Source organism: Pelosinus sp. sgz500959 (assembly GCF_042610375.1).
Lineage (GTDB): Bacteria > Bacillota > Negativicutes > DSM-13327 > DSM-13327 > CTSoil-075.
The window spans coordinates 1-22,392 of sequence record NZ_JBGJZL010000001.1; the positions used below are offsets into that span (position 1 = coordinate 1).

The 22,392-nt window shown below is 39.2% G+C and carries 18 protein-coding genes and 1 pseudogene; all 19 read right to left on the reverse strand.

Annotation, left to right across the window (positions count from 1 at the left end; all coding sequences use genetic code 11):
- Nucleotides 1-242, reverse strand: a pseudogene (gene eno / locus ACAN52_RS00005) (phosphopyruvate hydratase); the annotation flags it as partial.
- 21 nt (nt 243-263) lie between these two features.
- Complete coding sequence (gene gpmI, locus ACAN52_RS00010; protein WP_378950317.1) at nt 264-1,802, reverse strand: 2,3-bisphosphoglycerate-independent phosphoglycerate mutase; 1,539 nt, start codon at nt 1,800-1,802, stop codon at nt 264-266.
- A gap of 11 nt (nt 1,803-1,813) precedes the next feature.
- A complete protein-coding gene (tpiA, locus tag ACAN52_RS00015; protein ID WP_378950320.1) occupies nt 1,814-2,563 on the reverse strand; it encodes a triose-phosphate isomerase in 750 nt (249 codons plus the stop codon).
- A gap of 33 nt (nt 2,564-2,596) precedes the next feature.
- Nucleotides 2,597-3,784 (reverse strand): phosphoglycerate kinase, encoded by a 1,188-nt coding sequence (locus tag ACAN52_RS00020; protein ID WP_378950323.1) that lies wholly within the window; start codon nt 3,782-3,784, stop codon nt 2,597-2,599.
- 62 nt (nt 3,785-3,846) lie between these two features.
- Entirely contained in the window at nt 3,847-4,860 is a 1,014-nt protein-coding gene (gene gap, locus ACAN52_RS00025; RefSeq protein ID WP_378950326.1) for a type I glyceraldehyde-3-phosphate dehydrogenase, read from the reverse strand.
- Nucleotides 4,861-4,914: 54 nt separating this feature from the next.
- Complete coding sequence (locus ACAN52_RS00030; RefSeq protein ID WP_378950329.1) at nt 4,915-5,940, reverse strand: sugar-binding transcriptional regulator; 1,026 nt, start codon at nt 5,938-5,940, stop codon at nt 4,915-4,917.
- A gap of 170 nt (nt 5,941-6,110) precedes the next feature.
- On the reverse strand, nt 6,111-7,865 hold the full coding sequence (gene pyk / locus ACAN52_RS00035) for a pyruvate kinase (RefSeq protein WP_378950332.1): 1,755 nt from the start codon (nt 7,863-7,865) through the stop codon (nt 6,111-6,113).
- A gap of 36 nt (nt 7,866-7,901) precedes the next feature.
- Nucleotides 7,902-9,821 carry a phosphate/phosphite/phosphonate ABC transporter substrate-binding protein gene (gene phnD, locus ACAN52_RS00040; protein ID WP_378950335.1) on the reverse strand — a complete coding sequence of 640 codons (1,920 nt, stop codon included), beginning with the start codon at nt 9,819-9,821 and terminating at the stop codon, nt 7,902-7,904.
- Between the two features lie 142 nt (nt 9,822-9,963).
- Nucleotides 9,964-11,166, reverse strand: a complete 1,203-nt coding sequence (locus ACAN52_RS00045; RefSeq protein ID WP_378950338.1) for an anaerobic glycerol-3-phosphate dehydrogenase subunit C — start codon at nt 11,164-11,166, stop codon at nt 9,964-9,966.
- Between the two features lie 15 nt (nt 11,167-11,181).
- The gene (gene glpB, locus ACAN52_RS00050) at nt 11,182-12,429 is read right to left on the reverse strand and encodes an anaerobic glycerol-3-phosphate dehydrogenase subunit GlpB (protein ID WP_378950341.1); all 1,248 of its coding nucleotides are present in this window, start codon (nt 12,427-12,429) and stop codon (nt 11,182-11,184) included.
- Complete coding sequence (glpA, locus tag ACAN52_RS00055; protein ID WP_378950344.1) at nt 12,416-14,032, reverse strand: anaerobic glycerol-3-phosphate dehydrogenase subunit GlpA; 1,617 nt, start codon at nt 14,030-14,032, stop codon at nt 12,416-12,418. The genes glpB and glpA overlap by 14 nt, the downstream gene beginning before the upstream one ends.
- Nucleotides 14,033-14,195: 163 nt before the next feature.
- A complete protein-coding gene (glpK, locus tag ACAN52_RS00060) occupies nt 14,196-15,689 on the reverse strand; it encodes a glycerol kinase GlpK (protein ID WP_378950347.1) in 1,494 nt (497 codons plus the stop codon).
- Between the two features lie 204 nt (nt 15,690-15,893).
- Nucleotides 15,894-16,634, reverse strand: a complete 741-nt coding sequence (locus tag ACAN52_RS00065) for an MIP/aquaporin family protein (RefSeq protein WP_378950349.1) — start codon at nt 16,632-16,634, stop codon at nt 15,894-15,896.
- Between the two features lie 515 nt (nt 16,635-17,149).
- The gene (locus tag ACAN52_RS00070; protein ID WP_378950351.1) at nt 17,150-17,737 is read right to left on the reverse strand and encodes a glycerol-3-phosphate responsive antiterminator; all 588 of its coding nucleotides are present in this window, start codon (nt 17,735-17,737) and stop codon (nt 17,150-17,152) included.
- A gap of 38 nt (nt 17,738-17,775) precedes the next feature.
- The gene (locus ACAN52_RS00075; protein WP_378950354.1) at nt 17,776-18,432 is read right to left on the reverse strand and encodes an MgtC/SapB family protein; all 657 of its coding nucleotides are present in this window, start codon (nt 18,430-18,432) and stop codon (nt 17,776-17,778) included.
- A 166-nt stretch (nt 18,433-18,598) separates the two neighbouring features.
- Entirely contained in the window at nt 18,599-19,999 is a 1,401-nt protein-coding gene (rpoN, locus tag ACAN52_RS00080; RefSeq protein WP_378950357.1) for an RNA polymerase factor sigma-54, read from the reverse strand.
- A 64-nt stretch (nt 20,000-20,063) separates the two neighbouring features.
- The gene (gene hypE, locus ACAN52_RS00085) at nt 20,064-21,074 is read right to left on the reverse strand and encodes a hydrogenase expression/formation protein HypE (RefSeq protein WP_378950360.1); all 1,011 of its coding nucleotides are present in this window, start codon (nt 21,072-21,074) and stop codon (nt 20,064-20,066) included.
- On the reverse strand, nt 21,071-22,171 hold the full coding sequence (gene hypD, locus ACAN52_RS00090) for a hydrogenase formation protein HypD (RefSeq protein WP_378951770.1): 1,101 nt from the start codon (nt 22,169-22,171) through the stop codon (nt 21,071-21,073). The genes hypE and hypD overlap by 4 nt, the downstream gene beginning before the upstream one ends.
- Nucleotides 22,152-22,382, reverse strand: a complete 231-nt coding sequence (locus tag ACAN52_RS00095; protein WP_378950363.1) for a HypC/HybG/HupF family hydrogenase formation chaperone — start codon at nt 22,380-22,382, stop codon at nt 22,152-22,154. The genes hypD and ACAN52_RS00095 overlap by 20 nt, the downstream gene beginning before the upstream one ends.
- Between the last annotated feature and the right edge of the window lie 10 nt (nt 22,383-22,392).

The following is a 22,392-nucleotide window of genomic DNA, read 5'->3' on the forward strand; positions in this document are numbered from 1 at the left end:
ATGCCTACAACTTCAGCAGCGATTACGTTGTTTACGTTTTCTACAGCTTTCAGTACGCCTTTTCCTAAATAACGGCTTTTGTCACCATCACGAAGTTCTACAGCTTCATGTTGACCTGTGGAAGCACCTGATGGAACAGCAGCGCGACCCATTGTACCATCTTCTAATATTACATCCACCTCAACTGTAGGGTTACCACGGGAATCCATAACTTCTCTTGCTAATACTTCTGTAATAATCATTGTAAAAAAACCTCCATATTTTTATTTAATTAAACTTTTACCAGTCACTTCGACTGGAATTTCAACGCCTGCTAAAGTTAGAATCGTTGGAACAATATCTGCTAAAATACCTTTTTCTAATGTACTATTTTTATGTTGTTCAGATACCAAAATAAAAGGTACATCATTGGTCGTATGAGCAGTAAAAGGTACTCCTGTAGCATGATCAAGCATCACATCAGCATTACCATGATCAGCCGTAATTAAGGTGATACCACCACGTTCACGCATGGCAGCCACAACTCGGCCTACACAAGTATCTACTGTTGCAACAGCTTTCATGGCTGCATCAAGTTTACCCGTATGCCCAACCATATCACTGTTCGCAAAATTGAGTACAATCAAATCAAATTTTCCTGTTTTAATGGCATCGACCAATTTGTCAGTGACTTCAATTGCACTCATTTCTGGCTGCAAATCATAAGTAGCCACTTTCGGGGAAGGAACAAGAATCCGTTCTTCACCTTGATATGGTTTTTCTTCGCCACCATTAAAGAAGAAAGTTACATGAGCATATTTTTCCGTTTCCGCAATTCTAAGCTGAGATAATCCAGCACCCTCAAAAATTTCACCTAAGGTGTTTTTTAAGGTTTGAGGTGTGTAGGCAACTGCTACTGGCAAATTCTCTTCATACTGAGTTAATGTTGCAAAATGCAAGGGAAAATAACCATTACAGCGCTCAAACCCAGTAAAATCTTGATCGACAAACACATGAGTCAATTCTCGTGCTCGGTCAGGTCTAAAGTTAAAGAAAATAACACCATCATTAGCTTTAACGCCACAATCGCCGCATCCACCAATGACCGTCGGTAAAACAAATTCATCTGTTTTACCAAGGGCGTAAGACTGTTCAATTGCTTCAATTGCCGAAGATGCATTTTCGCCTTGACGACATACCATAGCATTATATGCTTTTTCGACTCGTTCCCAACGTTTATCACGGTCCATAGCATAGTAGCGTCCAGCAATCGTTGAAATGCTACCAACACCAATTTCAGCTATTTTTGCTTCTAACTCTGCAATATAACCTGCCGCGCTGGAAGGTGGTACATCACGACCATCTAAGAAGGCATGAACATAAACTTTCGTCAAACCATGACGTTTTGCTAACTCTAAAAGGGCATATACGTGATCGTTATGACTATGCACACCACCATCTGATAATAGACCCATTAAGTGCAAAGCTCCATCATTTGCTTTGGCTTGTTCTACCACATTAACTAATACTGGATTGGTGAAAAAATCCCCTTCGCGAATTGCTTTTGTAATACGCGTCAGTTCTTGATATACAACACGTCCAGCACCTATATTTAAATGTCCTACTTCTGAATTCCCCATCTGACCATCTGGCAAACCTACAGCTTCACCAGAGCAAGCAAGTGTTGTCGTTGGATACAATTCGGACAGTAACTTCATATGAGGAGTCTCAGATCGCGCAATTGCATTGTATGAATCTTGTTCATCACCAATGCCCCAACCGTCGAGAATAACTAGTGCAATCGGTGCTTGTAACTTACCCACAAAGTCACCTCCTAAAAATTAACGATTTTACTAAAACCAATAGCATCAAGACTTGCGCCACCAACAAGTGCGCCATCAATATCGCTTTTACCCATTAGTTCAGCAATATTATCAGCTTTTACACTACCGCCGTATTGTATACGAGTTTTATCGGCAGTTTCTTGATTAAACATAGCAGCAATTGTATTACGGATAAAAGTGCAGACATCATTAGCTTGATCAGAAGTCGCAGTACGACCTGTACCAATTGCCCAAATTGGTTCATAAGCGATCACGACAGTAGCCACTTGCTCATTAGTCAAACCAGCAAGACCAGCTTTGACTTGTTCGCCAACAAGAGTTTCTGTAGTACCTGCTTCACGTTCTTCCAAGGACTCACCAACACACATAATTGGCACTAAATTAGCTTCTAACGCTGCTTTAACTTTTTTATTAACAGTCTCATCTGTTTCTGCAAAATACTGACGACGTTCGGAGTGACCGATAATCACGTACTCGCAACATACATCTTTCAGCATTTCAGCAGTAATTTCGCCAGTGAAAGCACCTTTCTTTTCCCAGTGCATATTTTGCGCACCAAGATGAATGTTAGTACCACCTAAAGCATTAGCTACTGCAGTTAGAGTTGTAAATGTAGGACAAACTACGATGTCTACATCTTTGTTATCTACAGTTAATTTAGCAAGTTCTTCAACCAAAGCAACACCTTGGCTAGCTATATTATGTAATTTCCAGTTACCAGCAATAATTGGTCTACGCATGTTTTATCGTCCTCCACCATTTTATATTTTGACTTACTTATCAGCAAGAGCAGCAATACCTGGAAGAACTTTACCTTCCAAGAATTCTAAGGAAGCGCCACCACCAGTAGAAATATGTGTAATCTGATTAGCAAGACCCACTTTTTCAAGAGCTGCAATGGAATCTCCGCCACCAACAATGCTAATTGCGCTAGAAGCAGCAACAGCCTTGGCAACAGTTTCTGTTCCATGAGCAAAAGCATCAATTTCAAATACACCCATTGGTCCATTCCATACAACGGTTTTAGCATCTTCTAAAGCTTTTGCATAAGTTGCTGCCGTATTAGGTCCGATATCAAGAGCCATCCATTCACTATCAATGGCATCAACAGCTACTGCTTTATTTTGAGCATCAGCAGCAAATTTATCAGCAATCACAACATCCGTTGGTAAGAGTAAATTAACGCCACGATCACGTGCTGTTACAATTAGGCTCTTAGCCAATTCTACTTTGTCTGCTTCCAATAGAGATTTACCAATATTGTAACCTTGAGCTGCTAAGAATGTATTAGCCATACCGCCACCAATAATGAGGGTATCCACTTTTTTAAGCAGGTTTTCAATAACACCGATTTTATCGGAAACTTTAGCACCACCAATAATCGCTACAAAAGGAGGAGTCGGATTAGCCACAGTCTGACCAACAAAAATGATTTCCTTTTCCATCAATAAGCCCGCTACTGCTGGTAAAAATTTAGTAATTCCTTCTACAGAAGCATGAGCACGGTGGGATACACCAAAAGCATCATTGACTGCAACATCAGCTAAGCTTGCTAATTGTTTGGAGAATTCAGGATCATTTTTTTCTTCAGCTTTATGAAAACGAAGATTTTCTAGTAATAAAATTTGACCTGGTTTCAAATTTTTTGCCATTTCTTCTACTTCAGGACCTACGCAGTCTGGAGCAACCAAGACTTCGCGACCAATTAAAGTAGAAAGCCTTACACCGATAGGCGCAACGGAGAATTCAGGCACGACTGCACCTTTAGGGCGTCCGAAGTGACAAGCAATGATGACAGCAGCATTTTGTGACAATAAATGTTCTAAAGTTGGCAACGTAGCGCGAATACGAGTATCCTCAGTAATATTGCCGGCTTTATCCATGGGAACATTATAGTCAACGCGAATAAAAACTTTCTTTCCAGCTACATCAATGTCTTTAATCGATTTTTTATTCAACATGTTTCTTTCTCCTTAAAAATATTGCCCGGCCCAAAAAGGCCGGGCCGTAAAATCTTTAAAAATTATGCAAGTTCAGCAAAATACTTAATTGTACGAACCATTTGGCTTGTGTAGCTATTTTCATTGTCATACCAAGAAACAGTTTGAACTTGTGTCAAGCCGTTACCGATAGGAGCTACCATTGTTTGTGTAGCATCGAATAATGAACCATATTTGATACCGATGATATCACTGGATACCAATTCTTCTTCAGTGTAACCGAAAGATTCATCAGCTGCCGCTTTCATAGCTGCATTAACTTGTTCTTTTGTAACTGTACCTTCAACAACTGAGATTAAAATAGTAGTGGAACCTGTTGGTGTAGGAACACGTTGTGCTGAACCAATGAGTTTACCATTTAATTCAGGAATAACAAGTCCGATTGCTTTAGCAGCACCAGTAGAGTTAGGAACGATATTGACAGCTGCAGCGCGGGATCTACGAAGATCACCATTTCTTTGAGGGCCGTCAAGAGTCATTTGGTCACCAGTATAAGCATGAATTGTGGACATAATACCACTTTGAATAGGAGCTAAATTATGAAGTGCTTGCGCCATAGGAGCTAAGCAGTTTGTAGTGCAAGAAGCTGCGGAGATAACTGTATCGCTCGCTTTTAATATTTCATGGTTTACATTATAAACAACTGTAGGAAGGTCCGTTCCTGCTGGAGCAGAGATAACAACTTTTTTAGCGCCTGCTTTGATATGTGCGGAAGCTTTTTCTTTGGAAGTATAGAAACCTGTGCATTCAAGAACAACGTCTACATCAAGTTCACCCCAAGGTAATTCTTCTGCTTTAGCAGATTTGTAGATTTTGATTTCTTTACCACTAACAGTGATAGAATCTTCACCTGCACTTACAGTATCGCCTAAAGCATATCTGCCTTGAGCTGAATCATACTTCAATAAGTGTGCAAGCATTTTAGGACTTGTTAAATCATTGATTGCAACAACATCATATCCTTCTGCCCCGAACATTTGCCGAAATGCAAGACGTCCAATACGTCCAAAACCATTGATCGCTACTTTTACTGCCATTTTTTAAAATACCTCCTACGATATAGTAATTTTCTTTTGGCACTTTGCCAGAATTTATATGATACTCTGAATAGCTTTGGCAGCGGCTTCATCTGTAACAAGTACATCTTGCCCACCAGCACTAATCACAGCTATAATAGCTTCAGCCTTTTTTCGACCGCCAGCTACAGCAATAACCAGACCAATATCCGCCAAATTATCCAGTTGTAACCCTACACTACTTGTAATATAAATATTTTTGCCTGTTAGTGTGCAATAGTGCCCTAATGCTTCACCAACTGCCCCACTGTTAATCAGCTTTGAGACAAATTCATCATCAAAACCTCGCCGAACAGCCATTTCTCTAGCCTGCCCAATACCATGTATGAGGATATTAGACTTCTTGATCATGTCGGCTATCGTAAGAACATTATTGTTACTTGCTAACATACTGGCTACCATTTCTTCACTTACGCCTTCAGGTAAATGTAACATTCGATACTTACCACCAAGTCGATTCGCCATAGTGGCAGCAATGCTATTAGCCTGAGATTCTACCTGCCCACCAAGACCACCACGAACGGGCACAACGGTAACGCTTGGTCGGCTAAAATTAACAGCTTCAGCTACATTAGCCATAACTGTCCCACCACTTACAGCGACGATCATATGATCATCTGTCAAGTGCTGCGCAAGTAAATTAGCCGTTGCCCGCCCTAGTTCACGGCGCACCATGTTATTAACCTCACTATCGCCTGGGACAATAATCACTTGCTTAATGCCTAACTTTTCCGATAGCTCAGTTTCTAGCATAGTTAAACCATGTAAGGCTTTTATGTATTCAGCTAATTCTCGCTGCATCACTTTTCCCTCAGGCGTTAAGGTCATACCCATGGGAGAAAAATCAAGCAAACCAGTATTCTTCAAAAATTCTACCTGAGCGCGTACAGCTCTTTCACCTTTTTCTAACATGGATGAAAGGGCCCTGCGTCCAACAGGCTCAGAATATTGAATATGTCGCAAGATCTCATATCGTTCTTCAATTAATGAAATCAATTCAGGAGAAATTTTACGATGAAGTTGAGCAATTTTTTTCCACATGGCTTTTCCTCTGGGACTTTAAGCGTCCCCCTGGTACAAATATTGTCCCATCTTTGTTAAAAAAATATCAAACACTACTTTATACTATTTAAACTTCGGCATAAAGTAGATAAATCCTGCTACTATGTGGGAAAAATTTGCACAATATTAAAATTATTTATTGAAAGTACTTAACGGGCATTAATTTCCCCATTATATACTAAACCACGAGTTGCATCCACAGTGACAGTCCCACCATTTTTCAAAACAGCTGTTGCACCATCTACACCAACGATGACAGGAATGCCATAACTAATACCAACAACTGCTGCATGAGAAGTAAGTCCACCTTCTTCAGCAATGATCGCTGATGCTTTTGCAGCATATTTAGCTGTTTGTTCATCAACACATGCAATAACCAATACGTCACCAGGTTTGAAATTTTCTTCTACATCTTTTATGGAACGCGCTACACAAACTTTACCAGTAACGGCTTTCTGTCCAATACCAACACCACGTACAAGTACATCACCTACAACATGCACTCGAATCATATTGGTAGTCCCTGTACCAGTTGCATGAACACCAGCAGTCAGAACAACTAGGTCACCTTCTTTTACAATACCTGAAGCAATAGCACTTGTAATTGCGTTTTCAACCATTTCATCACTGTTTTTCGAAGGAGCACGTAATACAGGTTGTACACCCCACATAAGAAGCATTTTGCGAAGAACTCTTTCATGAGGAGTCACAGCTACAATGTGAGCGTGCGGACGATATTTGGATACCATTCGAGCAGCATAACCAGATTGAGTATCGGTAATAATGGATGCAGCATTCAGTTCATGGGCAACTTGTACTGTCGCATGACTGATTGCTTCAGTTGTTGTACGTTGACTTGCAGCACCTTTACCGTGTAGCATTTCGCTGTACTTAAGAGCTTGTTCAGTACGCATGGAAATTTTAGCCATGATTTCTACTGCTTCGACTGGATAATCACCATTCGCAGTTTCACCACTTAGCATAACAGCGTCAGTACCATCAAAAATTGCATTAGCAATGTCGCCAGCTTCAGCACGAGTTGGACGTGGATTAGTAATCATGGATTCTAACATTTGAGTAGCAGTAATAACAGGTTTACCCATTTTATTACATTTTTCAATTATCATTTTTTGTACAAGAGGTACTTCTTCAGTTGGAATTTCTACACCAAGATCACCACGAGCAACCATGATACCATCAGAAACTTTGATGATTTCATCGATATTTTTTACGCCTTCAGCATTCTCAATTTTAGAAATAATATGAATATCAGATCCTGCTTCTTCTAATAATTTTCTAATTGATAATACATCAGCAGCTCTTTGAATAAATGAAGCAGCCACAAAATCCATCTGATTTTCTGCACCGAATAAAACGTCTTTTATATCTTGTTCAGATAAAGGCGGCAAGTTTACAGATACGCCTGGTGCAGCAACACGCTTACGATTGCCAATAACACCTGTGTTTTGCACTGTTGTATGAATATCATCACCATCAATAAAATCAACATTCAAACATACTAAACCATCAGCAAGTAATATTTGATTTCCTGGTGCTACTTCTTGAGGTAAAAATTCATGATTAACAGAACAAATTTCTTTTGTTCCTTCTACATCTCTTGAAGTAATAATAAATTTTTGACCTTGTTCAATGGTTACTTTACCTTCAACGAAGTTACCAAGACGCATTTCTGGTCCTTTGGTATCAAGTAAAATAGCAACTGGTTTATTGACTTTTTTAGCAGCAGCGCGAACTTTTTCGATACGAACGCTATGCTCAGCATGATTACCATGGGAGAAATTAAACCGAGCTACATTCATACCAGCTTCAATCATTTTTTCCATAACGCCCGGTTTTTCTGTTGTAGGTCCCATCGTACAAACTATTTTAGTCTTTTTTATCATATTATTCTCTACACACTCACTTTCCTATATTTTTTCTTATTTTGCAACTTTAGCTGCTTGTCTAATTATATCATAAACTTGATCATTTGCTGAGATAAAACCATTTAAACCTGTTTTTTTCATCAAAATATTACAATCAGACCTCTTATCCGTCATATCTACAAAGGACTTTATAAGATTATTTAATAAAGTTTCATCAAACCCGGGCCTTGCAGCAATGGCATCCTTAGGTATCGGCTCTGTTTGCGCTAAAATTTCTAAATCTTGAATATTTAAACCTCGTCCGCGAGCTGCTTCGACAGCTTCAGAATAGGTTGCACCTCCATCAACTGTACCATCCAGCACAGCATCGATCACTCGATCATGACTGCCTAAGAATATATTTTCTGAGAAAAAAGTTTCAGGTTGTTTACCTTGTTCCAATAATATCGCTTTAGGATATACATATCCTGAAGCTGACTGCTTGTCAACAAAGGCAAAACGTTTCCCTTGCAAGTGATCAATGGATTTGTATGCTTTATCTTTTCGAGAAATTATATAACCATGATAAGATGAATTATGATTCACCACCGTAGTTACCATAGGGATAATATCGCCTTTGCTTTTTGCTGAAACATAGGCAAAAGGAGAGAACCAACCGATATCGATTGTACCGTTCAGAAGCGATCTCCCTAGGGAATCATAGTCAGAAACAATGATAATTTTAGCTTGACGACCAACTTGTTGGGCAATTTTTTCTAAAATAGGTGCATAGTTTTCTTTTATATTCTGAGGGGCTGTAAATGGATTAAAGCCAAAGACAATTTCATTACCAGTTTTAAATAAGACTGCAACTTCTTGTATTTTATCAACAGTTGCTGTCATTTCTTTTGTAAATCGATAAACATCTTCAATGTTTCTTTCTTGCTGAGCAATACTTTGTAAGGAATCTTGCGTACCTGATGCAATTTCAACCGTAGCAACTCCAATGCTCTCGACAGCCTGAGCCATTTGATCTGTCGTCAATTGTTGATCTTCCGACAAATTACATAATCTTGCTACAGTAACCTCAATTTCTCTAACGTTACCAACAATTTCACCCATGCTGTCAGCAGAAATACGCGCTAGCTGTTCAATACCATCAATTTTTCCTTTGCCCTCTTGCATACTCACTGTTACATTTTTAATTTTATCGATAATTTCTTTAACAGTTTCTTCAACTTCGCGAGTAACTGCAGCACTTTCACCAGCTAATTTACGTACTTCTTCGGCCACCACAGCGAACCCGCGCCCTTGTTCCCCTGCACGTGCGGCCTCAATCGCTGCATTTAGAGCCAGTAAATTAGTTTGGCTGGCAATTGCTTGAATTTTTCCAACAAAATCACCAATTTTTTTTGAAGCTAAATTGAGTTCTTCTAAATTATTGACTGAAGCTTGTACAACAGAAGCAACTTCTAGCATGCTGTTACTTGCTTCTGTTATTTGTTGTTGATTTTCCGTCGCCAGTTTAGAGGAGTGCTGACATTGCTCCAAGGCTTGCTTCGAAGCATCAGCTACAACTGCTGCATTGGAAGCAATTTCTTCAACCCCAGCCGAAGCTTCCTCTGCACTGCTAGCAGTCGTCTCACTCTCACTCGCAATCTCTTTTGACTGTAATGTTAATTTTTTTAGGGCAGTATTATTGTGACCAACAATCCATGCCAATTGCTGGGAGATAAATGACAACTGCCCTGCAATATCATACATATCGATATTCGATACGAATTTATGTTGATTTAATTTGGAATTGACAGGACTTTTCTCTATTTCTCTAGCCGAACTCCCAATTCTGTTTAAACTAACCGCTGAAAGGATAGCAACACCAACAAGTAAGATAAGAGTTACTACACTCCCCATAGTTTGATTCAATAAGGATGATATTATACTAATGACGATTATAGTTGACAGGTGAATGGTTATGATTTTTTTCAATATCACTGATGTTCCTCCTTATTCATGCTCACAAATTCACTTGGACTGCCAAATTCAGCTTTCCCCGTGCTTTTTTATCAGCAATGATTATAGGGTGGAAATCAATCACCTGACAAAATATAACGCACTAGAATCCGATCATCGTTTCTTACTTAGCTTTTTCATACGATTTACGAACTAATGTCATTGGATGCAAGGTTTTTACTTTAGCACCATGCCCAATTTGTAAACGACAAGTCCCGCATTCGCAAACTGCTGTATCTAGGCCACTTGCTTTAATTTTTTCAAATAAAGGTGTACCAATTTTCATGGCAATATCATACTTATCATCTTTAAAACCATAGTTTCCTGAAATACCACAGCATCCTGCATCGGCATTTTCAACTTCAAGTCCTGGGATCATTTCTAGTAAGTCAAGACCAGGTAATCCCATACCTTGTGCACGTAAATGACAAGGGGAATGATAAATATACTTTTCTTTCAAAGTACCAAAATTAGTATTCAATCGGCCTTTTTCATCAAGTTCAAGCAAAAATTCAGCAGCATCATATAAATGCTTGGCATATTCATGAGCGCCTTCAATATGGAATAATTCTTGATATTCCTGTTTGAGCATTAATCCACAGCTTGTGCAACAAGTAATAACTGGATATCCCTTATCCGTCCATTTCTTGAGAATGTTGATATTAATGCGTGCATTTGCTTCAGCTTCATCTAAGAAGCCATTAACAACAAGGGGAGAACCGCAACATACTAAATCTTCTTCAACAATCACTTCGAATTTATTGGCTTGCATAACAGCGACAAAATCCATTCCTACTTGTGGATCATTATAGTTAATGAAACAGCCAGGATAAAATACGACTTTATCAGTATAGCTTTTTTGTTTTAGTGCTTTAAATTGTTTGATAAATGATGTGGATGCATAAGGTGGCAGTGGCGCTTTATCAGATATGCCAATGCTCTTCATAATACCACGACTCATGGACATACCTAAATTAGCGAAAAACGCTCCGCCAGGAATAGCAGATGCCATCTTCGCAGCTTGTTCACCATGGGATAAAATCCAATCTCTCTTACTTTGTTTACGCACTTTATAATGTTTTGCTCGTGCTAACATATTCAAAGTAGAAATAGGCACCCCTGATGGACATGACATATCACAATTTTTACAATTTGAACAATATTCAAGAGATGGTTCTACATCGTCATGAGACAATCTCATTCTTTCTAATGCTGGACCAACCATTTTAGGACCACGAAATTTAGGGGTCGCAGCGGTCACTGGGCAATGGGCAACACATACGGTACACGCTGTACAACTGTCTGGATTATTATGATGTTTCTTCATTATATTATTCTCCCTTTACACTGACATAGCTGCTTGATAACCTGACGCTAAAGCTACACCATTACCTGATTTCTCAAAGCAGAAATCATAGCCGCGCAGATTACGTCCGGCAACAAAGACATTGGTTAATACCACTTTGCCAACCTCATCAAGAGGACGCATTTTTTCATCAACACTAATCCCAATTAGGGCAAAAGGTTGAGGTTCATTAGAGAACAAAGACATATTTGCCCAAAGCTCATGATCGGATGGAGCTGCAATTGGCAAATTGAAAATAGGTTCAATGACATTTTCAGGTTCTGCAACTAGACCGCCACCATAAAAACCACCATTTGCTAAAATAAAAGATTTTGCATAATAAGTGCGTTCGCGATCAATACCAGCAGTAATGACTGCGGTGCACTGACCATCTTTAACGATAGACCGAGCAACTGTCGCCTGTTCCACAATACGCACGCCATTCTTTTTGAGATAACGGAGCATCATCGTCCGAAGGCGCAGACCAGTGATAGATGGTGGTACAGAAGCACATTCAACAAACGTACATTTGAGAGATTTTTGTAAATTATCTAGGATACGATAATCAGGGCTCGTACCAAGAACAGGAGGAATCACAACAACACTTCCTGGTTTAATAACTGCACGCATTTTCTGAGTACATTCAGCAAGACCTTGCTCAGTATCAAGTAAGCGAGCTACATCAAGAGCAGTCACATCACGTCCATCAGCAAGTCCTGGATCAATCATAACAACTTCATAGGTCTTTTCTGTAAAACCAGGAAGTTTTTTTAGGTTTTTACTGATTAAATGTGGATAAAAGTCTTTGAGAGCTTCAAAACCAAGTACCACTACATGATTAGCTTCTTTAAGTTTAGTTGTATCCATGGTTTTTGGAACTAAACAAGTAGGTTTCAGAGTACCTGCCGCTGTTGGAATCCATTGCATTTCATTTAAATTACCAAGGTATGGATAACCTTCTTGTGCACATATTTCTTTAAAAAATTCAATTGATTTCTCAATTGCTGGACGTCCGATTTTTTTATACGGATGTTCAGTATCAACTTGCAGCAATCCTGCGCTTGGAGTTGCTGCTGGCTCTCCACCATTTACATACCCCATCACATCAACAATGCCACCGCCAATTGTAAGCGTTCCTGCTCCTAAAGATAACAAGGTGACTTTCTTATTATTTTTTACGGAAACGGCTGCAGCCATAAGGCCTGACAACCCTCCACCAATCACAATTACATCATTTTCCCTCATTATTAATCGCTCCATTTATGTTTAACGTTCCTTCGTAAATTCCTCGAGTTAATTCCATTTCACGCATTACATTGCCCCACAAAATAGGACGAATGCCTTTCCAGCGAGCTTGTAAGAATTCTTTAAATAAAGCATTTGTATCTTTACCCCATGCTAAACCATCAGCATCTACGGCACCTACACTGCGGAATGTACAGAAAGCACCTTGACAAGTCCCCATCCCCATACGAGTTTTACGACGAACATCACTAATCATATGACTCGTTTCATCTGCTGCTGCTTCTTCGATTTCAGCGAGTGTAACATTTTCACATTCGCAGACAAGTTGACGTTTTTCAGGTTTTTCTTGCATACGGGCAACAACTTTTTCAAGACCCGCTGACCCAAGTCTGGATGCCGCTAAATCAGCACCATAGGAAGGGAAATATTTACGTGCTTTAGTCATCAATTCTGGCGATGCATCATCAACTAAAGGCTCAATAGCAGTCCGACAAGGTGTTTTTACATTTAAATAATTACATACCAAATCTGTTACTTTTTCACCCATTAAGCGATAGGTAGTGAATTTACCACCAACAACACTGACAAAACCTTTTAAGCCATCATGAGCATGATCAAGAGTAACAAAACCACGAGATGCACCACGACCTTTGGCATTTGGATCAGCACTATAGAGAGGACGAGTACCTGCAAAAGCACGGAGCATACGATAGTTTCTCAAATCTTCAAATAAAGCTTCACCGATATTTAAAAGTTCTACCACTTCTTTTGCATTCGGAATCGTATCATCAGGATTTTTTACTGATGCGGAAGTCGTTCCTAAAATTGTAATGGATCCATGAGGTACAAAAATATCACCATCTGATGCAGGGCGCAACCTGTTGATGATTCGACTAGTAATACGATGATTGAAAGCAATTAGCGTCCCTCTATCAGGCTGAACATTTACCGAAATCCCTGCGAGTGCAGCAATTTCACCAGCCCAAGAACCAGCAGCACTTACGACAAAGTCACAGGCAATATTACTAATTTCCCCTGTCAATGTATTACGAACCTTGATACCTACGACTTGATTATTGCTATGTTCAATACCAACAACTGTCGTATATGTCATGACCCGACCACCGTATTTGCGAGCGGATGCTACATTCTGCCATACCATACGGAAACCATCAATGGCAGCATCTGGCACTCTGTATACGGACTGAATTTTAGAACTCAGATTAGGTTCCAAACGACGAGCTTCTGCTACTGAAATTGGAATCGCTGGAATACCTACTTTTGCACACGCTTCTAACCACTTAGGTTCAAATGATTCATCATCTAAAGGAGTGCGGACAAAGAAACCTTCTGTTTGCTCGACACAATGCTTACCAATCTTGCGAAGAATGGTATTTTCTTCAATACACTCTTGCCCAGCTTCCGCATCTTTTACTGCATAACGTCCACCACTATGAAGTAGTCCATGATAACGTGAACTCGTACCATACGCCAAGTCCTGTTGTTCAAGAAGAATTGCATCGACTCCTCGCATGCATAAATCTCGTAGAATACCAACTCCTGTGGCACCGCCACCAATTACAACAACTGTCGCCTTTTCCATCTCAATACCCCTTCTATAAAATTAAATACGCTAGGATGCCTCTCATCCTTTAGATTGCCATATAACCCTATAGGTAGACAGACAATCCCCTTGTACTCGTTTAACCGAACACAAAGGGATCTCTTATCTCAACCCTTACGTTATATAATTGATACTTTTATAATTAGTCTTCCCAATCCATTGAACGTTTAACCGCTTTTTGCCAACCTTTATAAAGTTTAGCGCTTTTTTCAGCGTCCATAGCAGGTTCAAAACGATTATCTAGTTGCCATGTGCTAACAAGATCTTCCTTAGTTTTCCACACGCCAACAGCCAAACCTGCAAGATAAGCTGCACCAAGAGCAGTTGTTTCAGTGATTTTTGGACGATCAACAGGAACGCCTAAAATATCAGCTTGGAATTGCATTAACAAGTTGTTAGCAACAGCACCGCCGTCAACTTTCAAAGCTTGTAATTTAATGTTAGAATCAGCTTCCATTGCGCTTAGTACATCTTTTGTTTGATAAGCCATGGAATCTAAAGTCGCACGAACAAGGTGAGACTTAGTTGTACCACGAGTCAAACCAAAGATAGCACCCCGAGCTTTCATATCCCAGTATGGAGCGCCAAGACCAACAAAGGCTGGTACTACATAAACACCGTCAGCATCTGCAACTTTTTTAGCAATATACTCAGAATCAGGAGCAGCTTCAATCAAGCGAAGACCATCACGTAACCATTGTACCGCAGATCCGGCAACAAAGATACTACCTTCAAGAGCATAATCTACTTTTCCATCAATTCCCCAAGCAATTGTAGTGAGCAAACCATTTTTGGATTCATACACTTCATCACCAGTGTTCATTAACATGAAGCAACCAGTACCATAAGTGTTTTTCGCCATACCCGGTTTGAAGCAAGTTTGACCAAATAAAGCAGCTTGTTGGTCACCAGCAGCACCAGAAATAGGCACAGATGCACCAAAGATAGCAATATCAGTTGAACCATATACTTCGCTGGAAGATTTAACTTCAGGAAGAATGCATGCTGGTACATTCAAATATTCAAGAAGTTTTTCATCCCATTTGAGTTCGCGAATGTTATACATTAATGTACGGGAAGCATTGGAATAATCAGTTACATGAACTTTTCCGCCAGTCAATTTCCAAATCAACCAAGTATCAATGGTACCGAATAAAAGTTCACATTTATCAGCTTTAGCACGAGCGCCTTCTACTGTATCCAAAATCCATTTAGCTTTTGTACCAGAGAAATAAGCATCAACTACTAAACCAGTTTTTTGTCTGAATTCAGCTTCTAAGCCTTTAGCTTTCAAATCGTTACAAATATCCATTGTTTGACGTGACTGCCAAACGATTGCATTATAAATTGGTCTGCCAGTTGTCTTATCCCAAACGACTGTAGTTTCCCGTTGATTTGTAATACCAATAGCAGAAATATCATGAGGGCTAATGCCCGCTTCTTTCACAACTTGTTTCATGACTTCAATTTGGGTACTCCAAATTTCATCTGCATCATGCTCAACCCAACCAGTTTTAGGGAAAATTTGTGTAAATTCTTTTTGTGCTACTGCAACAATATTGGAATCTTGATCAAAAATAATTGCCCGATTACTAGTTGTACCTGCATCAAGTGCCATTACATATTTTTTAGTCATTTTTAAAAGTCACTCCTTCTATTTTTATGTTTATTTAACATACTCTTTTTAGGGAATCAAGAAAGCATAACACCTTCTTGATTCCAAGCGAGAAGGACTCAGGCTTTTGCCTGCATCTAAGGAGTTGGGAAAAGCCAAGTCCTTTTCTCATAAGGTCGACAATAACAACACAACTGACTTATAATAATGGATCTTTACTTTGTATTAAACGATTCCAGCACCTTTGCAAACTGCGAAAGCAACGATTGCACCAATCATTGGAGCAACTACAGGAATCCAAGAATAACCCCAATCGGAATCACCTTTGCCAGCGATTGGCAGAATTGCATGTGCAATACGAGGACCAAGGTCACGAGCAGGGTTTAATGCATAACCAGTAGGACCGCCAACACATAAACCTAGAGCCCAAATTAACATTGAAACCATGTAAGGACCAACGCCAACACCAAAGCCAGTAGTTCCAGTAACACCTTTACTGAAAATAGTAAAGATACCAATCAACAATAATGCCGTTGCAATGACTTCACAAATGATGTTAGCCATTGTATTACGAATTGCAGGACCAGTTGAGAATACTGCAAGTTTCAAACCTTTATCTTCAGTAACTTCCCAATGCGGAAGGTATAATAACCAAGTAAGAACACCACCAGCAATACCACCAGCCATTTCAGCGCCCATGGTAGCGATAGCTCCACCCCAACTACCATAAGTATTGAAAGCCATTTGTTTGAATAATGTAACTGCTGGATTAAGATCGGCTTGAGGAGCACCTGTAGCAACAGCAGCAAAGATACCCATTAATACTGCTAAAGCCCAACCTGTAGTAATAACAATCCAACCGCCGCCATTACCTTTAGAATCCTTCAAAAGGCAGTTTGCAACAACGCTGCAACCAAAAGTTAAAAGAATCATAGTACCAAAAAATTCACCAAATAAATTTGTCATAAGTCCAAATCCCCCTTTAATATACGTTAGAAACTATCTATCGATCACCTGAGGATAAAAAATATTTTCTGTTTTCTCCCTTATTCACCACCTTTTACCATTAAATATTTAGATAAAAAAGAGAACCCCATTCACACCCCTATGCATATATCTATATCAGTAGAGGAATAAACGGACTTCTCTTTATCTCTAGTCCCAGATTATGCAGTTCCAATTTAAATCTAACTACTTCTTTATCTATTTGATTCGACATCTTTTTATAATCTCCTGCTAAATATACTGAAAATTATAACTTTTTGTCACTGTTTATTTTGTAGTTTTTTGTCATATAATATCAGTATTCTACACGTTGATTGAAAATTCCTGCACTAGTAACTTATTTTTTTTACTAAATGCTTTTTATTCATGTTAACCATTCTCTTGTTCTATACTCATAGTATTCTGCACACGCATTTAAAACTCCTGCTTGAATTTACTGAATTTATAAAAATTTATTATCTTTTTCTGCAAATGTATTATTTATTAATCATAATAGGGTCCCATAGTTCTTGTCGACTGGAACTAATCGCTGAAATCCCTCTTTCAATAGCATGATCGACATCCTCACGTGTGCGTATTAAACCACCAGCTAAAATAGGCAAACCAGTTTCACGAATCAGTTCCTGCACAACATTGGTCGGAACAGTTCCTGGTAATATTTCAATGGCATCAGGCTTAAAATTTCGCACCAAACTAAGCCCTGTACGCAATGAATCAGAGTCCATTAAGAATAGGCGTTGTATCACAATCATACCTTCATCTCTGGCAAATCGACACAAATGAGATTTGGTCGTAATGATCGCACTAATCCCCATTCGTGCAAGAAAGCGAATACCAGCTTTGTCTTTACCGATTCCATCAAATAGATCCAGATGCAGTATAATACGTTTTTTGTGTTCTTTTGCTTGAGCAATCAAGGTAGGTAAACTATTAATATCCCCAAAGAGAAGTACTACACTTGGTACGATTGTGTGCGTCAATGCCGCTTTGAATACTTCCATCGAACGTGCCGCTGGAATAATAGGGCCATTTGTCAAAATTTTAAGAACGTCTAACGAAGCCATTTTTCCACCTCATTTTTTTATTTAATAATCACCCATGATCAAGTCATTAATTTTACAGAAGTAGTTCCCTTGACGTTCAAAATACCTGTTATTACATGGTTCATATCTTTACCTAAGGGCATATGAACTCTAATAACGATCTCTAACATCTCTTTTTTTTCAGTAATTTTAATGTCCCTGATATGTATATCTTGACTACCAAGGTATGACCCAATTTCCCCAATTTGTCCTGGTATATCGCTTGTCATAATGAGCAAACTGATTAAAGATTTATAATCTTTATCTTCTATACGGGATAAAATAGCCAAAGTGAGAAATACCAAACCCGTAGTCATCAGCGCGCCCATATAGTAACCACTACCTACAGCCAGACCAACGCCAGATACAACCCATAGACTGGCTGCTGTCGTTAATCCTCTAATTGTCGGACCGTCCTTTATAATACTACCTGCGCCCAAAAAACCAATGCCGCTTACAACTTGCGCAGCTAATCGAGTCGGATCAGCATTAGTAAAACCTTGCACTGAAGTATATATTTTAATCGATAATATCATAATTAGACAAGATCCAACGGATACTAAAATATGAGTTCTGAGTCCAGCTGATTTATGTTGAGCTTCCCGTTCGTAACCAATACAACCGCCCAAAATCGCTGATAATAATAACCGAAGAGCCATTTCCCATTCTACAGTCACCTGCGAGCCTCCTTATTACAACATGGGGGCAATCTATTTTCAGTATATTTAGAGTATAACATACATCTTTTTATATACAAAATCATTGTATGAGATTCATTCCTTAAAAAACTCGTAAAAAAGATCTACCTAGTAAAGGACATCTTTTTTACGAGTGCATTTTTTCTTAATATCTCTTGCGTTTTGTTGAAGATACAATACCTAGTTCTTCTCGATATTTAGTTACGGTTCGGCGGGATATCTTAATACCATGAGGTCCAAGAATATCTGCTAGCGCTTGATCGCTATAGGGTTCTGAGGAATTCTCTTCAGCAATTAATTCTTTAATTTTTTGTTTGACCTTCGTTGTAGACACATCTTGTCCACCTGTACTATTTTGCACCGCTGTTGAAAAAAAGCTTCGTAAACTTACAAGTCCATGAGGAGTATCTACGTACTTATTAGCAATAGCGCGACTAACTGTCGACTCATGAACAGAGACTTGTTCGGCCACTTGCTTCATAATTAAAGGCTGTAAAAATTTAGGCCCACGATCAAAAAATTCTTGTTGGAGCTGCACAATGGCTTCCATTACATTGTATAAAGTACGACGACGCTGCTCAATACTTTTCATCAGCCAAACTGCAGAATTGAGACGCCCTTCAATAAATTGTCGTGATTCTTGATCGCCCCCCATGGCAACTTGGCGATAGTAAGGATTAATCGTTAATTTTGGTATATTGGTGTCATTTACAAGAATGATATATTTTCCATTCACACGCTCAACAGTAATATCAGGTGTAATATAACTAGACTCATCTTTACCAAATGCTCTCCCAGGTTTTGGATCAAGAGTACGAATAACATCGACTGCTTGTTGCACATCATGGGCACTACATTTTAATTTTTCTCCAATCGCTTTATATTTACCAGCTGCTACCGTAGGTAAATAATCGGCAATAATAGCGGAGACTAAAGGATCTTCAATTCCTTTGTGTACAAGCTGTAATGTGAGACATTCCTGGAGGGTGCGCGCTCCCACACCAAGAGGATCAAAGGTTTGAACCAATTCAAGAACTTCGGCAACACGTTCTTCCGTTGTACCTAAAACAGTCGCAGCTTCAGCGACTGTACTGCATAAATATCCATTATCATCAATACAACCAATGAGATAACTACCGATTGTCTTGCTCATCTCATCGCGTACTGTTAAGTGCAACTGGAGTTCCAAATGTTCATGTAACGAAACATTATTTTTTATAAACACCTCAAATGGCTGTTTCTCATCGGCTATTGTATGCTCAGATTTCTTTTCCATACCATTATTAAAATAATCAGCCCAATTAAAATAATCATCTAACTGTTCACTATCTTTACCTTGCTCAGTTTGATGAACTGATTCTGCTTGCTCAGGATCATCACTACTTTTTTCCGCAATTTCCAATACAGGATTTTCTAAAATTTCTTCTGCGATCACATCAGATAATTCTAATGCTGACATCTGTAAAATAGCAATTGCTTGCCGCAATTCAGGCGTCATCATCAATTTTTGGTTCAATTCTAATTTAAGACCATGATCGAGATTCATCCTTATAAACCTCCTCTATAAGTTAAATAAAACATTCTAAATGATAATCTACAATGAATGTAACTCAACAAATCCGTGGTAATTGATCTCCAACGAGCATATCAAGAAGCCGTACTCCACCAATCTGGGTGCGCAAACCAACTTTCCCTGGCGATTTTTCAATAACCTCACCAATCACACGCGCCTGGCGTCCATAGATGTTTTGATGCATCACTCTTAAAACTTCCTGTGTATATTCTTTATCAACAAAAACAATCATTTTACCTTCATTCGCCATATATAAAGGATCAAATCCCAAAATATCACAAGCAGCCTGAACTGCCGGCGATACTGGAATCCGGCTTTCATCAAGCAGGATCCCCACTTGGGATTGACTAGCAATCTCATTTAAAGTGGTAGCCAGTCCGCCACGTGTTGGATCACGAAGAACCTTAATTTGCGGGACTGCTGCCAATAATTCTGCAACTAAACCATTCAGTGGAGCACAATCACTTATAACACTATGAGGAAACTCTAATCCATGGCGTTCACTCATCACTGCCAAGGAGTGTTCCCCTAAATAACCATTTAAAATAATATCTTGATGAGGACGAGCGTTTTGTCCTGAAATTTGAATACCATCTATAATTTGCCCAATACCCGCTGTATTAATATAAATACCATCAACTGCCCCTTTTTCCACAACCTTAGTATCACCTGTTACAATATGAACACCAGCTTCATCTGCTGCTTTTTGCATCGAAGTAACAATACGCCGTAAGCTCTCCATTGGAAAACCTTCTTCTAGGACAAATCCAGCACTTAAATAGAGAGGAACTGCCCCATTCATCGCTACATCATTGACAGTACCACATACAGCTAATTTTCCAATATCACCACCTGGAAAAAATAAAGGTTTAACAACATAAGAATCTGTAGAAAAAGCTAATCTTGCATGATTAATAGTCAACTGAGCACCATCATGCATCTGACCAAGAATATCATTGGCAAAAGCAGGCCACATCACATTTCTTATTAAGTCATGACTGAGTTTTCCGCCACTGCCATGGGCCATTTGAATCAATTCATGATTCATCCTTGCCACCTCCCAGAGCCATATTTATACCAAGCTGCACATGTCCCTTCAACAGATACCATACACGATCCAACTGGATGCTCAGGACTGCACGTTTTACCAAATAGCGGACACGCTGTCGGTAATAAGTTCCCCTGCAAAACTTGTCCACATTGGCAACCAGCGTGTTCTTTCGTTTTTTCAATCACAACTGGTATATTGGACTGGGCATCAAAGGCACGATATTCTTCCCGAAGAGCTAACCCTGAACCAGCAAGATGGCCAATTCCCCGCCATGCAGTGTCCGCATCTTCATAAACTTTATATAAAGTTTGACAAGCCACTTCATTGCCTGCATCTGGCACAATGCGACTATACTGATTTTCAAGTTTCGCAACACCTGCATGGATCTGTCTGACCAGCAAATAGATAGATTGCAAAATATCCAATGGTTCAAAACCTGCAACCACTGCTGGAGTATTAAATTGGTCAACTAAAAACTCATAAGGTTTCAGACCAATCATCGCACTCACATGACCAGGCAATAATAAACCATCTACATGACGATTCTCAGTACCAAGTAAAGCTCGCAAAGCTGGAGGTACTAATTTGTGTGCTGATAATACATAAAAATTGGTAATACCAGCCTCTTTAGCCATGAGGATTGTTGCCGCAGCAAGGGGAGCTGTTGTTTCAAAACCAACAGCAAGAAAGATTACTTTCTTATTAGGATTTTTTTTCGCTATATCTAAACTTTCCAGAGGAGAATATAAAATGCGAATATCGGCTCCTGCTGCTTTTTCAGCTGCTAAGGTTGAGGACGAACCAGGAACTTTGAGCATATCGCCAAAAGTCGTAATAATGATTTCTGGATTTTTGCTATAGGCAATCGCCGTGTCTAAATATTCATTTGGTGTTACACACACTGGACATCCAGGCCCACTGACTAATTCAACATTTTGAGGTAATAATTGACGAATACCAGCCTTAAAAATAGCCACTGTATGAGTTCCACAAACTTCCATCAAACGAATGGATTGCTGACCTGATAGCCGATTAATTTCTTTAGTAAAAAAATCAGCAGCCTGTTTTATTTGCTCATTTGTCATCATCAGTATACTGTTCAAGTTCCTTGAACAACTCCAATGTTTTGTTTGCTTCCTCTTCATCAATCGCCTGAATAGCAAATCCAGCATGAACGAGAACAAATTGACCGATTTTGGTTTCTGGCAGCAACATTAAGCTAATTTTTCTGGTTACGCCACTGATATCCACGGTGGCTAATAAATCTTGTATTTCAATGATTTTTCCAGGTACAGCCAAACACATTTATCTCACC